At 32.1% G+C, this 14,843-nt stretch carries 16 protein-coding genes; 15 read left to right on the forward strand and 1 reads right to left on the reverse strand.

What is annotated here, in order from left to right; translation table 11 throughout:
- From NZ841_02205 to ald, 15 genes are all read left to right on the forward strand, one after another.
- The coding region (locus NZ841_02205; protein MCS7201579.1) for a type II and III secretion system protein at positions 1–1,963 on the forward strand (1,963 nt) is incomplete at its 5' end.
- Between the two features lie 12 nt (positions 1,964–1,975).
- Positions 1,976–3,043: a Xaa-Pro peptidase family protein gene (locus tag NZ841_02210; GenBank protein MCS7201580.1), complete on the forward strand. Its 1,068-nt coding sequence runs from the start codon at positions 1,976–1,978 to the stop codon at positions 3,041–3,043.
- 14 nt (positions 3,044–3,057) lie between these two features.
- Positions 3,058–3,615: an elongation factor P gene (gene efp, locus NZ841_02215; protein MCS7201581.1), complete on the forward strand. Its 558-nt coding sequence runs from the start codon at positions 3,058–3,060 to the stop codon at positions 3,613–3,615.
- A 23-nt stretch (positions 3,616–3,638) separates the two neighbouring features.
- On the forward strand, positions 3,639–4,067 hold the full coding sequence (gene accB, locus NZ841_02220) for an acetyl-CoA carboxylase biotin carboxyl carrier protein (GenBank protein MCS7201582.1): 429 nt from the start codon (positions 3,639–3,641) through the stop codon (positions 4,065–4,067).
- Positions 4,068–4,070: 3 nt separating this feature from the next.
- Positions 4,071–5,414: an acetyl-CoA carboxylase biotin carboxylase subunit gene (accC, locus tag NZ841_02225; GenBank protein ID MCS7201583.1), complete on the forward strand. Its 1,344-nt coding sequence runs from the start codon at positions 4,071–4,073 to the stop codon at positions 5,412–5,414.
- Between the two features lie 4 nt (positions 5,415–5,418).
- A complete protein-coding gene (locus tag NZ841_02230; protein ID MCS7201584.1) occupies positions 5,419–5,790 on the forward strand; it encodes an Asp23/Gls24 family envelope stress response protein in 372 nt (123 codons plus the stop codon).
- Positions 5,787–6,323 carry an alkaline shock response membrane anchor protein AmaP gene (locus NZ841_02235; GenBank protein MCS7201585.1) on the forward strand — a complete coding sequence of 179 codons (537 nt, stop codon included), beginning with the start codon at positions 5,787–5,789 and terminating at the stop codon, positions 6,321–6,323. The genes NZ841_02230 and NZ841_02235 overlap by 4 nt, the downstream gene beginning before the upstream one ends.
- Positions 6,320–6,541, forward strand: coding sequence for a DUF2273 domain-containing protein (locus NZ841_02240; GenBank protein ID MCS7201586.1), 222 nt, complete (start codon positions 6,320–6,322; stop codon positions 6,539–6,541). Before NZ841_02235 ends, NZ841_02240 begins: the two co-directional genes overlap by 4 nt.
- Positions 6,538–6,981, forward strand: a complete 444-nt coding sequence (nusB, locus tag NZ841_02245; GenBank protein MCS7201587.1) for a transcription antitermination factor NusB — start codon at positions 6,538–6,540, stop codon at positions 6,979–6,981. Before NZ841_02240 ends, nusB begins: the two co-directional genes overlap by 4 nt.
- The gene (gene dxs, locus NZ841_02250; protein MCS7201588.1) at positions 6,953–8,815 is read left to right on the forward strand and encodes a 1-deoxy-D-xylulose-5-phosphate synthase; all 1,863 of its coding nucleotides are present in this window, start codon (positions 6,953–6,955) and stop codon (positions 8,813–8,815) included. The genes nusB and dxs overlap by 29 nt, the downstream gene beginning before the upstream one ends.
- Positions 8,812–9,615, forward strand: coding sequence for a TlyA family RNA methyltransferase (locus NZ841_02255; GenBank protein ID MCS7201589.1), 804 nt, complete (start codon positions 8,812–8,814; stop codon positions 9,613–9,615). The genes dxs and NZ841_02255 overlap by 4 nt, the downstream gene beginning before the upstream one ends.
- Positions 9,576–10,403 (forward strand): NAD(+)/NADH kinase, encoded by an 828-nt coding sequence (locus NZ841_02260; protein ID MCS7201590.1) that lies wholly within the window; start codon positions 9,576–9,578, stop codon positions 10,401–10,403. Before NZ841_02255 ends, NZ841_02260 begins: the two co-directional genes overlap by 40 nt.
- 7 nt (positions 10,404–10,410) lie before the next feature.
- Positions 10,411–12,186 carry a DNA repair protein RecN gene (recN, locus tag NZ841_02265; protein ID MCS7201591.1) on the forward strand — a complete coding sequence of 592 codons (1,776 nt, stop codon included), beginning with the start codon at positions 10,411–10,413 and terminating at the stop codon, positions 12,184–12,186.
- Positions 12,183–12,713: an NUDIX hydrolase gene (locus NZ841_02270; GenBank protein MCS7201592.1), complete on the forward strand. Its 531-nt coding sequence runs from the start codon at positions 12,183–12,185 to the stop codon at positions 12,711–12,713. The genes recN and NZ841_02270 overlap by 4 nt, the downstream gene beginning before the upstream one ends.
- 3 nt (positions 12,714–12,716) lie before the next feature.
- The gene (gene ald / locus NZ841_02275; GenBank protein ID MCS7201593.1) at positions 12,717–13,835 is read left to right on the forward strand and encodes an alanine dehydrogenase; all 1,119 of its coding nucleotides are present in this window, start codon (positions 12,717–12,719) and stop codon (positions 13,833–13,835) included.
- Positions 13,836–13,837: 2 nt separating this feature from the next.
- On the opposite strand, the gene hslO is transcribed toward ald, so the two are convergent.
- On the reverse strand, positions 13,838–14,722 hold the full coding sequence (gene hslO, locus NZ841_02280) for an Hsp33 family molecular chaperone HslO (protein ID MCS7201594.1): 885 nt from the start codon (positions 14,720–14,722) through the stop codon (positions 13,838–13,840).
- Positions 14,723–14,843 lie beyond the last annotated feature (121 nt).

Here is a 14,843-nt window from a genome sequence, read left to right on the forward strand (position 1 = left end):
TGATGAGAAGACAGGCTTATTAATAGCTCAAGGTAAAGAAGAAGACCTAAAGGTATTAGAGGAGTTAATAGTGAGGATAGATGTACCAAGGAAAGAGGAAGTAGCACAAGTAGAGAGGGAGCTAATAAAGGTAGAGAAAGATAGAGACAAGTACCTGATAAGTGGAGACATAAAGAAGGTAGACATAAAAGAAGTGATAAGAGAGATAGGAAAGAAGACAGGAATAAACTTTGTAATAGATCCTAAGGTAAGTGGCGAAGTAGAGCTATACCTAAACAGGGTAGAGTTATCTGAGGTATTAAAGATACTAAGTGGAATAAGCAATGTAAGCATAGAGGAGAGGGATAGAATAACCTATGTAAAGCCGAAGGAAGAGAAGGTAGTGATACCAGCTGAAGTAGTAAAGACAAAGATATATGGATTAAGGTACATAGGGTTAGGGGACATTCAGAGAGCAGGTGGAGGACTAATAAAGAATCTAAGCTTATCCTACGATGAGAAGACAGGCTTATTAATAGTCCAAGGTAAAGAAGAAGACCTAAAGGTATTAGAGGAGTTAATAAGTAAAATAGATATTCCCAAGAAAGAAGAAGCTACTATGGTAGCGGAGAGTATTCGTCTATTTGTTTTAAAATATATTACTGTAGAAGATATAAAGAGAGTTTGGAATGATTTAGTAGAAAGATTAAAACTAAGTTACGATAAAGATACAAAACTTTTATTAGCAAGAGGTAGTGACTCAGATCTAAGAAGCCTTGAAGAATTAATCTCAAAAATAGATAGAGAAGATGTTATAAGGATAAAAGCTGGAGATATTGTGGAGGTCAGTAAGCCTCTTTTAAAAGTTGAGAAAGAAAACGGAAAATTATTGATCTCAGGAGATCTAAGAAAAGCAGATATTAGAGAAGTAATAAGAGAATTAGCAAAAATTGGTAATATAAGTTTCATAATAGATTCAAGAGTTAGTGGAGAGATAGATTTATACTTAGTCAAGGTTGAATGGGAAAGAGCATTAGAGCTAATAAGTAAAGCAGGAAGAGTAAATATTGAGAAGAAAGATAATCAAGCATACTATATTGTTTCTCCTATAGAAGAAAAAATTGTTACTGTTGCTGAGGTAAAACCTCAAATAAGAACAGAAAAGAAAGAACTTAATTATATTACTTTTGATATTCTAAAGCCTTTAGTTTCTGAAAAAGCAAAAGATGTTTCCTTTAGATATGATCCAAGAACAAGTATATTATTTATGGAAGGACCATCAGATCAAATAGATGAAGTATTAAGGGTTATAAAAGAGATAGATAAACCCACGCCACAAGTCCGAGTAGATGTAAATGTTCTTGAGGTTACAAGGGGTAAAACAAAAGATTTAGGTATTGATTGGAGTACTGGAGCTATAAGTTCAGGCATAAAGATTTCAGCTCCTGCAGATTGGTCTAGTCTAAGAGTAAGCATGATATCTACTGAAGTTTCTATTCCTGCAATCTTAAAAGCATTAGAGACCCAACAAGATGCAAAAATTTTAGCTCAGCCTAGTATGACTACTTTAAGCGATAAACAAACAAAAATAATGATTGGAGATAGAGTACCTTTAGTAACTACAAGGCCTGATGGGACAAGGGAGGTCACATATATAGATGCAGGCATAATTCTAGAGGTAACACCAAAAGTAAATCCTGATAGGACTATAACTGCATTAATTAGACCTCAAGTAAGTACTCTATCAGGTTTTGTACAAGGAGTTCCACAAATAAGTACGAGGGAGGCTCAAACTACAGTTACCTTATTGGACGGTCAGACATTAGCAATAGGTGGACTCATTCGCACTGAAGATATAGAGAGCGTTAATAAAGTGCCTATATTAGGAGATATTCCCATTATTGGAGAACTATTTAAATCTAAGAGTATAAAGCAAACTGATAAAGAATTAGTAATACTTATTACCTTAAAGATCTTACAATAAAGGATTAAACGAATGAATTTAACGAAAATTCAGGAAAGAATGAAAAAGGAAGAGTTTGATGCTATATTAATAACAAGTTTAAAGAATATTCGTTACCTTACTGGTTTTTCTGGTTCTACCGCTCTTCTTTTGGTTGAGCCGGAAAATTCCTATATTTTTGTAGACTCAAGATATTTAGAGCAAGTAAAAACTGAAGTAGTAAATGCTGAGCCAATATTAGTAACTAAAGATAAAAGCTCAGTTGACTTTATTAAAGAGAAAAAAGATCAGAGAAAATGGAGAAGAATTGGTTTTGAGGGAAATCATATATCATATAATGATTGGATAAAATGGAAAGAAGTTTTTAATGATTGTGATTTCATCTCATTAAATGGCTGGGTAGAAGACTTAAGGATGATAAAGACTGAAGGGGAAATAGAAATTATAAAAAAGGCACTAGAAATTGCAGAGAAAGCTCTCGAAAAGACTTTAGAATTAATAAAACCAAGAGTAAAAGAAAAGGATATTGCTATAGAATTAGAATATCAAATGTTAAAGTTAGGTGCAGAAAAACCTGCTTTTGATACTATTGTAGCTTCTGGATGGAGATCTGCTCTTCCTCACGGAAAAGCAAGTAATAAAGAAATTCTCCCTCAAGAATTTATTGTTATCGATTTTGGGGCTTTTTATAATGGATATAACTCTGATATAACAAGAACTGTCTTTTTGGGAAATCCTAAAGAAGAAGAGCTTTTAGTTTATAATATAGTTCTAGAAGCTCAAAATAAGGCAGAAAAATTTATAAAAGATGGTGTTAATATTGAATTTTTAGACAGATCTGCTCGTGATATAATCCAAGAAAATGGATTTGGAGAATATTTTGGGCATGGACTAGGTCATGGTTTAGGTTTAGAGGTTCATGAAAATCCAAGAATTGCTCCTAAGGTAGAAGGTACGTTAAAGGAAAATATGGTAATTACTATAGAACCTGGAATATATATTCCAAAAAAATTTGGGATTAGAATAGAAGATTTAGTTGTAGTAAAAAAAGAAAAAGGGGAAATTTTGAATTCTTTCCCCAAGGAGCTAATAATATTATAAGGGAGGTATAAAGGATGATATCAACAAATGATTTTTATCCAGGTCTTACTATTGAATTAGATGGAGAAATATATATGGTCTTAGAAGCTCAACATGTCCATATGGCTCAAGGTCAGGCAACAGTCAAAGTAAAACTTAAAAATATTAAGACTGGAAATGTATTGAGGAAAACCTTTAAATCTGAAGAATTAGTTCCTCAAGCATTTGTAGATAAAAAAGAAGCAGAATATTTATATAATAATGGTGAAGAATATTATTTCATAGATCATGAAACTTATGAACAATACATGTTAACTTCCGAACAAATAGGAGAAGCTTTAAATTACTTAAAAGAAGGAGTAGTGGTAAACATACTGTTTTATGACAATGCTCCGATAGGAATTGAACTACCTACTACTGTAATTTTAGAAGTAGTAGAGACAGATCCTGGATTAAGAGGAGATACTGTTTCTGGAGGATCAAAACCCGCAAAGTTGGAAACAGGTTTAGTGATTCAAGTGCCTTTATTTGTCCAAGTAGGAGATAAAGTTGTTGTTGATACTCGAAATGCTAAGTATGTGGAAAGAGCATAAAATAAAATTAAGGAGAAAGAATTATGAGGGAATGGAGTCTTGAGGATATTAAAGAAATTATTCATCTTTTCACACAGACCAATCTTGCAGAGCTGGTATTAGAAAATGGAACTATAAAATTAGTACTCAAAAGATCAAACAATATCACTACAAACATATCTACTTCTGTTTCCTCAAGTGTGGTAGAAAAAAAGATTGAAGAAGTCGAAGATGGTCATTATATTAGTGCTCCTTTAGTTGGAGTTTTTTACAGGGCTCCTGCGCCTGGAGCTCCTCCTTTTGTAAATGAGGGAGATTTAGTAGAAGTAGGACAGACTCTTTGTATAATAGAAGCTATGAAGTTAATGAATGAAATAAAATCTGATATTCGTGGCAGAGTTAAGAAAATCTTAGTAGAGAATGGGCAAGCAGTAGAATATGGTCAAAAATTATTTATTATAGAACCTGAATAGACTATGTTCAAGAAAATTTTAATTGCTAATAGAGGAGAAATAGCAGTTAGAATAATTAGGGCTTGTCAGGAATTAGGGATAAAAACTGTTGCTGTATATTCAGAAGCAGATAGAGAGTCATTACATGTTCAGATGGCAGATGAGGCAATTTGTATTGGGCCTCCACCAGCTTCTCAAAGTTATTTAAATATTCCTAATATAATTAGTGCAGCCTTGATAACAAATGCAGAGGCGATTCATCCTGGATATGGATTTTTAGCAGAATCTGCAAGGTTTGCAGAAATATGTGAGGATCATGGTCTAATATTTATTGGGCCAAATAAAGAAACAATAGAAAAACTTGGAGATAAAGCAGGAGCAAAAAAAATAATGAGAGAAGCAGGTGTTCCTTTGATTCCAGGATCAAATGGATTAGTAGAAGATGAAAAACAGGCTCTAAGAATAGCAAAGGAAATTGGATTTCCAGTATTAATTAAGGCAACTGCAGGTGGCGGTGGAAAAGGAATGAGAATTGCTTACCATCCTGAAGATTTGATTCAAAACTTAAGAATAGCTAAAATGGAAGCAGAAAAAGCCTTTGGAAATCCAGGAGTTTATATTGAAAAATACATAGAAGAGCCAAGGCACGTAGAAATTCAAATTTTAGGAGATAAATATGGAAATATCATTTCCCTAGGAGAAAGAGATTGTTCTATCCAAAGGAGACATCAAAAATTAATAGAGGAATCACCTTCTCCTGCTGTAGATCATAAATTAAGAGAAGCCATGAGTAGAGCAGCTATAAGAGGAGCTTATAGGGTTGGTTACGTAGGACCAGGAACTTTTGAGTTTCTTTTAGATAAAAATGGACATTTTTATTTTATGGAAGTAAATACGAGAATTCAAGTCGAGCACACCGTTACTGAGATGGCAACAGGGATTGATATCGTAAAATGGCAAATACTGGTATCCGCAGGAGAAAAAATAAACTTTAAAGATGTTTCCCTGCGAGGACATACTATTGAGTGTAGAATAAACGCAGAAGATCCTTTTGATGACTTTACACCATCCTCAGGTAAGATAGTGAAATTTATACCACCAGGTGGTCCTTTTGTAAGGGTCGATACTCATTTATACGAAGGTTATACTGTCCCTCCTTTTTATGATTCTCTCTTAGCAAAGGTTATAGTTTGGGGTAAAGATAGAGAAGAAGCTATAGAAAGAATGAAAAGAGCACTAAAAGAGTTTGTAATTGTAGGTGTAAAAACTACTATTCCTCTTTATTTGAAAATTCTTGAAAATAATTTCTTTATTAAAGGACAATTTTCTACAAATTTCTTACAAAGAAGAATCTTAGTTGAGGAGTGATAAGATGAAAGAAGAACTCTCCTATGGATCTGTTAAAATTTCTAAGGAAGTAATCTCAATTATAGCAGGAATTGCTGCTCAGGAAGTAAAAGGTGTTTCAAGAATAGGAGATAGTCTTCCTTCTGCTTTTGAAAGATTAGTTTCAGGAATTCCCATAGGAAGAGGAATAAAAGTTGAGCTTAAGGATAAGGATGTATATATTTTTATTCCTATTTACTTGTTACCAAATTATTCTTTTCCAGAAGTTTCGAGAGAAGTACAAGCTCATGTAAAAGAAGTTGTGGAAAGTATGACGGGACTTAATGTTCAAGAAGTTAACATTTTGATAAAAGGTATATATTTAGGAGAAAAGAACAAAAAGGAGGAGAAGAAGTGAGAATTAATTGGTATCAAAGATTTTTCTTTTTTATCTTAGGTTTAGGTTTATCTTTTCTTTCATTAATTTCTATTTTTGGTATATTACAATGGGAGCCGATTCTTAAGATTATTAATTGGTCTACAAAGGGAGGAATTATTTTTTCTCTTTTACTCCTAATAATCTTCTTTATTTTTGGTTTTATTGCTTTTGTTTCTTCTCTGATATATAAAGAAAATTCCATGTTAAGTATTGGAGATACTCTAGGTTTGGGAAATATAAAAATCTCATTACAAGGTCTTAGGAACTCTATTAAGGATATTGCTCAATATTTTAGTGAAATTCATGAGATTAAACCTGAAATTAGAATTACAAGAAATAAGGTAGATTTAGTACTTAGAATAAAAATACCTGTAGGTGTTGATGTGACTAGGATTGTGAATGAACTTCAGCAAAGAGTGAAAGTCTATTTTGAAAAGGTTTTGAATATTAATTTAGAAAAAATAGAGGTAGTTGTTGAAGATATAATTATACCTGTTAAGAGAGGTAAATGATGAACTGGAAAAAATATAGAGGAAGAATAATTGGAACGATAATAGGGATTATTTTGGCCATATCTTTTTTAACAATAGGTTTTTGGAAAACCTTATTTTGGGTTAGTTTAACTGTTCTTGGTTTTATTTTCGGTTCTCTTTTTGATAATAAAGAAAGTTTCTATGAATTTTGGGATAGATTAAAAGAAATATTTATAAATTTAGGAAGGGAAAAATGAGTAAAGAAAGAACAAGATGTAGAGAAAAAATACTTACTTATTTATTTCAGAAAGACATGGGACAAGAAATAGAGGTAGATTTTCGAGATTTTTCTCCTTATGCTCAAATTTTTGCTTTGAAACTATGGGAGTCTTGTTTAAAATATAAAGATTTTGCAGATAAAATAATATCAGAATTTAGTTATAACTGGAGAATTGAGAGACTAGGAATTATTGAAAGAAACGCATTAAGAATGGCTATTTGCGAGATTTTATGTTTTAATGATATCCCTGTAGGAGTTTCTGTAAATGAGGCTGTAGAACTAACTAAGAAATATGTAGGAGTTTCTGCAAGTAGATTTGTAAATGGAGTTTTGAGAAATATTTTAAGAAATTGGGATAAAGTTTTGGAGTTAAAAACAAAAGAAGAATATGTTGTTGGAAAAGATAAGAGAACCTAAAGATATTAAAAAATTATCCCTTCTACAACTTAAAAAACTATCTTCAGAAATAAGAAAAATTATTATTGAAACCGTAGAGCGAAATGGTGGGCATTTAGCCTCAAATTTAGGAGTTGTTGAGTTAACCCTCGCAGTTCATTATGTTTTTAATGCTCCCGAAGATAAAATAGTGTGGGATGTTGGACACCAGTGTTATACTCATAAATTAATTACAGGAAGAGCTAATAGATTTCACACAATAAGAAAATACGGAGGAATAAGCGGTTTTATTGCTCCATGGGAAAGTGTTTATGATACTTTTGCTGTTGGGCATGCAGGAACATCTCTATCTTCTGCTCTTGGTTTAGCAAAGGCAAGAGATTTGAAAGGAGAAAAATATAAAATAATTGTTATTATAGGAGATGGGGCTTTAACTTCGGGGATGGTATGGGAGGCATTGAATCAAATTGGTTTTTTAAAGACAGATTTAATTGTAATTTTAAATGACAACGAACACTCTATATCTCCAAATGTAGGTGCTTTGGCAGTTTACTTAGCAAAGTTAAGGAATCATCCTTTATTTAGATTTTTTAAGCAAACAACTCAAAATATTTTACGATCTTCCTCTTTTGGAAAATTCTTATTAGATTTAGATTTGAAATTTGAAAGAGGATTAAAAAGTTTACTAATAGCAAAACCTATTTTTGAGGATTTGGGTTTTAAGTACTTTGGTCCTTTTGATGGACATGATATTCCTCTTCTAGTTTCAGTCTTAAATAGTGTGAAGAGAAATTTTAATACACCTGTATTAATTCATGTAGTAACTAAAAAGGGTAGTGGACACAATGAAGCAGAAGCTTATCCTCCAAAATATCATAGTGTTTCTGCACAATCTGAAAGAGTAAGTAAATGTCTTACATATACTGAAGTATTTGGGAAAACATTAGTAGATTTGGCCAAAAGAGATGATAAAATAGTCGGAATAACTGCAGCTATGCCTGAAGGGACTGGATTGATATATTTTGCAAAAGAATTTCCAGAAAGATTCTTTGATGTAGGTATTGCAGAGGAGCATGCAGTAACCTTTGCTGCTGGTCTTGCTATTTCAGGATTTAAACCTGTTGTTGCGATCTATTCTACTTTTTTACAAAGAGCTTTTGATCAAATAATCCATGATGTTTGTCTACAAAAATTACATGTAGTCTTTGTTTTAGATAGAGCAGGAATTGTAAGTGATGATGGTCCAACTCATCAAGGTATTTATGATTTTTCTTATCTTAGGATAATTCCTAATATGGTTATAATGGCCCCAAAGGATGAAATGGAACTTAAATCTATGCTTTATACTGCTATAAATTATAAGGGCCCTATTGCTATACGCTTTCCTAAAGGTAAGGGATATGGTGTCGATATAAATAAGCCTTATGAAAAAATTGAGATAGGAAAGGGAGAGATTCTAAGAGAAGGTAAAGATATATTATTTTGCGCAATAGGATCTATGGTTTATCCTGCTTTAAAAACTGCAGAACTTCTTTTGGAAAAGGGTATAAATCCCACTGTTGTGAATATGAGATTTTTAAAACCATTAGATTTTGTTTTACTTGAAGATCTTATAAAATTTCATTCTATAGTAGTTACCTTTGAAGAAAATATTATAACAGGAGGCTTATTTACAGCAATTTCTGAGTGGATTAGTAAAAATGATATTTTTGTTAGACTTATTCCCTTTGCTTTACCTGAGAAATTTTTGGAACAAGGAGATGCAGATTTTTTAAAGGAAATTTATAATCTTACACCACATAAGATTTCAAAAATTTTAGAAGAAATATTGCTATTAAAAGTTAAGAACTTATGAAGGAAAGAATAGATATATTATTAGTAAAAAAAGGATTTTTCGAAAGCAGAGAAAAAGCTAAAAGAGCTTTAATGGCAGGTTTAGTAATAGTTAATGGGAGATTAATAGATAAACCTGATATGAGATTTCCTACAGAGGTAAAAATTGAGATTAAAAAATCTCTCCCCTATGTTAGTAAAGGAGGATTTAAATTAAAAAAAGCATTAGAAATTTTTAAGCTTAATGTAAAAGATTTTGTAGTTTTAGATATTGGCGCAAGCACAGGAGGTTTTACCGATTGTCTTCTTAAAGAAGGAGCAAAAAAAGTCTATGCTTTAGATGTAGGAAAGGGAATACTTCATGAAAGTCTAAGAAATGATCCAAGAGTTGTTGTTATGGAGGGAGTAAATGCAAGATATATAAAAAGTGAGGATTTTCAGGAAAAGTTTGATCTAATAACTATAGATGTATCTTTCATTTCATTATTAAAGATATTTCCAAGGCTTCCTAATCTTTTAAAAGAATGTGGAAAGATAATTGCACTAATTAAACCTCAATTTGAAGCTGGTCCCGATAAAGTAAAAAGAGGGGGTATAGTTAGGGACTTAGAAGTACACGTTGAAATAGTAAAAAAAATTGTCAACGAGGTTAAATCTTTGAATTTTTTTCTAGAAAATCTTACTTACTTTTTTAGTAAAAAAGGGAAGGGAAATATTGAATATCCTTCTCTTTTTGGAAAAGAGAATAAAGAGATAGACTTTGAAAAGATTATAAAGGAGGCATGGAATCTCTGGAACTTAAGACTTTACTCCAAAGAGTAGGAGTTATTTATAACCCAAGAAAAAGAGAGGCAAAAAAATTAATTTTAGAATTACAAAAGTGGGGAAAAAATAATTCAAAAGAAATATATTTTCTAAACAAAGAACAGTTTATTGAAAATATAGATCTAGTTTTTGCTATAGGCGGAGATGGTACGGTTCTGTATGCTCTTCAAAAAGTTGCAAAACATAATATTCCTGTTTTAGGAATAAATACAGGAAGATTAGGGTTTTTGACAACTATGGAGGCTAAGGATTTTGAAAGAAAAATTCATATTTTAGAGAAAGGAGAATTTTTTATAGAAAAACATCCTGTAATAGAATTAAATATTAATCCTAAAAATGTGTCATATTATGTATTTAATGAAGTAGTCCTATTAAAAGCGGAGAATACTCCTCTTATATCCTTTGAACTTTCCTTTGGGAATGATAGTATTATAACACCTCCTGCAGATGGTTTAATTGTAGCATCTGCCTCGGGTTCTACTGCTTATGCTCTTTCTGCAGGTGGTCCAGTTATTTTCCCAGAGTTGAGTGTAGTAGAGATTCTTCCAATTTGTGCACACTCTCTTTCTTCTCGTCCTTTGATTCTTTCTTTTGATAGAGAAATTACATTTTCTCTACCACGAAGAAAATGGCAAGTGGAAGTATGGATTGATGGAAAACAAGTGGATTTGATAGGTAAAAATGAAAATGTTATTGTTAAAAAGGCTCCATTTAGTGCAGAATTACTATTTCTAAAGGACTGGAATTTCTTCAAAAGATTAAAGAAAAAGCTCCATTGGAGGTAGAGTGAAAATGCTTTTAGCTTTACATGTGAAGGATTTTGCTATTATAGATGAGATAACCATCGATTTTCATGAGGGTTTAAATGTAATTACTGGAGAAACAGGTGCAGGTAAATCTCTTTTAATAGACGCTTTGTCATTTTTATTGGGAGAGAAGGCGTCTACTGATATTATTAGAACAGGAAGTAATAAAGCTATAGTTGAAGCTCTTTTTTTAGTTAATCCATTTATCGAAAGTATTTTAGATGAATGGGGCATTCCAAAGGAAGAAGATAAAACTCTTTTAGTATATAGAGAAGTCAATAAAACTGGCAGAAGTAAGTGTAGAGTAAATGGGGAGTTAGTTACAGTAGGTATGTTAGAAAGATTACTTTCTAACATAATGGAAATACATGGACAATACGAGCACCAAAAAATTCTTCGCAGAGATACTCAATTGGAGTTATTAGATCTTTTTGGAGGAGAGGAATGTTTGAAGCAAAAACAAATTGTAAAGGAATTATTTGAAACTCTAAGAGAATTATATTCTGAAAGAGAAAATATCTATGAAAAAGAAAAAGAACGTCAACAGAGAATAGATCTTCTTAGATTTCAAATAGAAGAAATAGATAGGGCTAAGTTAGTAAAAGGAGAAGAAGAGGCATTACTTGAAGAGAGGAAATTTCTTCAGAATCTTGAAAAGATAAAAAATAGCTTAGAAGAAGCTTACTTTTTACTTTACGAAACCCAAGATCCTAGAATTTCTGCTTTAGACCAAATAAGTAAGAGTCTTAACTTCTTATTGTCTCTATCTTCCCTGGATAAGAATATTGAGCATATATGTGAATTATTATCTACTTCAAAATTATATTTAGAAGAAGCTGTAGATTCTTTAATCCGTTTTAGAGATGGATTAAATATAGAATCTTCAAGATTGGAAGAAGTTGAAGAAAGATTATATAGAATTTCCAATCTTAAAAGAAAATATGGAAGAACTATAGAGGAAATTCTTGAATATAGGAAAAAAATTGAAGAAGAATTAAGAGAGTTATTAAGCAGTGAAGAAAAACTTGAAGAAATTGAGAATGAGATACAAATATTAGAAGAAAGAATTGTTTTAGAAGCTAAAAAGTTATCGGAAATTAGAAGAGAAGTTTCTAAAAATCTAGAAAAAAATATAGAAAAAGAACTTAAGGATTTAGGAATGGAGAATGCCAAATTCTCTGTAAGATTTTTAGAACCCACAGGTTCTCATTTTCTTTTGGTAAAAGATATGAAATTAAGTAGTAAAGGTTTAGAGGAAGTAGAGTTTTTACTTTCTACAAATCCTGGTGAGGATTTAAAACCTCTTAGAAATGTTGCTTCTGGGGGAGAGATCTCAAGAATTATGTTAGCTTTAAGAACTATTATTAATAAGATTGATCAGACACCTATTTTAATTTTTGATGAAATAGACACTGGAATTGGAGGGGAAACTTCATATCTGTTAGCTCAAAAACTTTGGAATATATCAATAGGTAAACAAGTATTTTGCGTTACTCATTTACCACAGATTGCAGCATGGGCAGATGCACATTTTTATGTAGAAAAGAAAATAATAAATGAACAGGCTCGTGTAAAAGTAAGTATGTTAGAAGAAAAATCAAGAATAATTGAGTTATCAAGAATGTTTGGGGGAAGTATTGTATCTGAAGTTAGTCAACAACACGCAAAGGAGATGTTACAAAGAGCCAATGAGATAAAAAGAAGTTTAAAAGATAAAGAGATACTAGAATCGCTTTCTATTAATAAAGGAGAAAATCCATGATAGAGAAAATATTAAGGGAAAAGCTAGTATATAAGGGTAAGATTGTAAATATAAAAGAAGTAGAGGTAGAATTACCAAATGGCAAAATTGGAAAGAGAGAGATTGTAGAGCATCCTGGTGCTGTTGCTATTCTCCCTATAGATCAGGAAGGTGGTATTTTTTTTGTAAAACAATATAGAATGTGCACAGGAGAGATATTATTAGAAATTCCAGCAGGAAAGTTAAATTATGGAGAGGACCCATATCAATGTGCTATAAGAGAGTTAGAGGAAGAAATTGGCTATAAGGCAAAAGATTTGAAATTGATACATGCCTTCTTTACATCGCCTGGTATAAGTAATGAAATTTTATATCTCTTTGAGGCAAAAGATCTTGAAAAAACTCAAATAAATCCTGATGAAGATGAGTTCTTAGAAATTATTATTATAAAAAGAGAAAACTTAAAAAAGTTAATTAAGGAAAATAAAATTAAGGACGCAAAGACACTAATAGCTCTTTATTATTATCTTACAAAGGAGGATTTTTAAAATATGATCATTGGAGTTCCAAAAGAGATTAAACCTGAAGAAAATCGGGTTGCTATTGTGCCAGGAGGAGTAGAGACCTTAGTTCAAAGGGGACATAAGGTTATTATAGAAAAAGGAGCAGGTATTGGTAGTGGTTTTTCTGATGAAGAGTACAAATGGGCAGGTGCAAAAATTGTACAAAGACATGAAGATGTTTTTTATGAGGCAGAATTGATATTAAAAGTAAAGGAACCATTGCCTGAAGAATATTCATTGTTAAAAGAGGGACAGATCTTATTTACATATCTACATCTTGCTGCTTCTCAAGAGTTAACTATAAATCTTTTAGAAAAGAAAATAATTGGAATAGCTTATGAAACAGTTCAAAACGAGGATGGTTTTCTGCCTTTACTTGCTCCAATGAGCGAAATTGCTGGCAGAATGGCACCTTTAGAAGGAGCAAAATATCTAGAAAAACCCTATGGAGGTAGAGGTATTCTTCTTTCTGGAGTTGCTGGAGTCCCTCCTGCTACTGTAGTGATTCTTGGAGGTGGAACTGTCGGTTTTAATGCTGCAAGGATAGCCCTTGGAATGGGAGCTCAAGTAACAATATTGGATATTAATCCTAGAAGATTAAGATTTTTAGATGAATTTTTCCATGGAAGAGTTACAACCATGATTGCTGATAGTTTTAACATAAAAATGGTGGTGAGATATGCTGATTTACTTATTGGAGCGGTTTTAATTCCTGGCGCAAAAGCTCCCAAAATTATTAATCGAGATATGCTTAGAAGTATGAAACCAGGAGCAGTATTTATTGATGTTGCAATTGATCAGGGAGGGTGTTCTGAGACCTCGAAACCAACGACCCATTCCAATCCTATTTATGAGGAGGAGGGAATTATACATTACTCTGTTTCTAATATGCCTGGAGCTGTACCTCGCACTGCAACTCGGGCTTTAACATTAAATACTTTACCCTATGTTTTAGAATTAGCTGATAAAGGTTGGAAAAAAGCTATAAAGGAAAATTCAGCATTACGACTAGGAGTTAATTTAGTGAAAGGTAAAATTACCTATAAGGCTGTATCTGAAGCCTTTAATTTGCCTTATACACCACTAGAGGAGCTATTAGAAAATTAATACTATTGTGTGTTTTCTAGTAAGTTAATCAACTCAATTAAATCTCTAGAAGTAAACTGATATATATTACCACAAAATTCACATCTCACTTCTGTGGTTTCCTGCTTGTTGAGTAATTCTCTTATTTCATTAATACCTAAAGCTAATAACACATTTTCTGCTTTGACTCTACTACACCTGCAAGAATAACTGATCTTTTCAGGAGTAAATATTTTTCTGTCTAAATCTTTCAATATTTTCTCTACTATTTCCTCAGGAGTAACACCATCTAATATAAGCTTACTTGGAGGATCCATGGAAGCTATATTATTTTCAAGTTTTTCGATTATTTTTAAAGAAGTATCTTGAAAAATTTGTACAATATATCCTCCTGCTGAAGAAACTTTTCCTGATTTATCTATATATACTCCCGCAGCTACTGCAGAAGGTTGTTGCTCAGAATGACTAAAATAATAGGCTAAATCTTTGGCGATGCTACCTGAAACTAGATTTGTTGAGCCTCTATAAGGTTCCTTTAACCCTAAGTCTCTTACAATACTTATTATTCCCTTTTGCCCTACAGCTCCTGACACATCTAATTTTCCATCGGATGTAGGAGGAAGATCTATATATGGTCTTTTCACATATCCTCTGACGTTTCCGTGGGCATCTGCATCCACGAAAATTCCACCTAAAGGACCATTACCTAATATTTGAAGGCTTATAGTTTCCTTTCCTTTAAGCATTTTTCCCATAATTGCAACTAACGTTAATGCTCTACCTAAGGCTGCTATTGCTGTGGGAGTAGCGTTATGTATTTTTCTTGCTTTTTCTACTAGGTCAGTAGTTCTTGCTACATATACCATTATTTTACCTTTTTCTCCTATACCTCTTACCAAATAGTCCATAAGTTTCTCCTCCTTAGGAATCTATAGAAGAATAACTCAAAATTTGTAAAGCTTCAATAGAGATTCTTTATTTGACTTTTTAAATTAGTGTTTTTATAATGAGTAAAAGTTTTAAAGGGAG

It is taken from the genome of Dictyoglomus sp., assembly GCA_025060475.1.
Classification (GTDB): Bacteria; Dictyoglomota; Dictyoglomia; order Dictyoglomales; family Dictyoglomaceae; genus NZ13-RE01.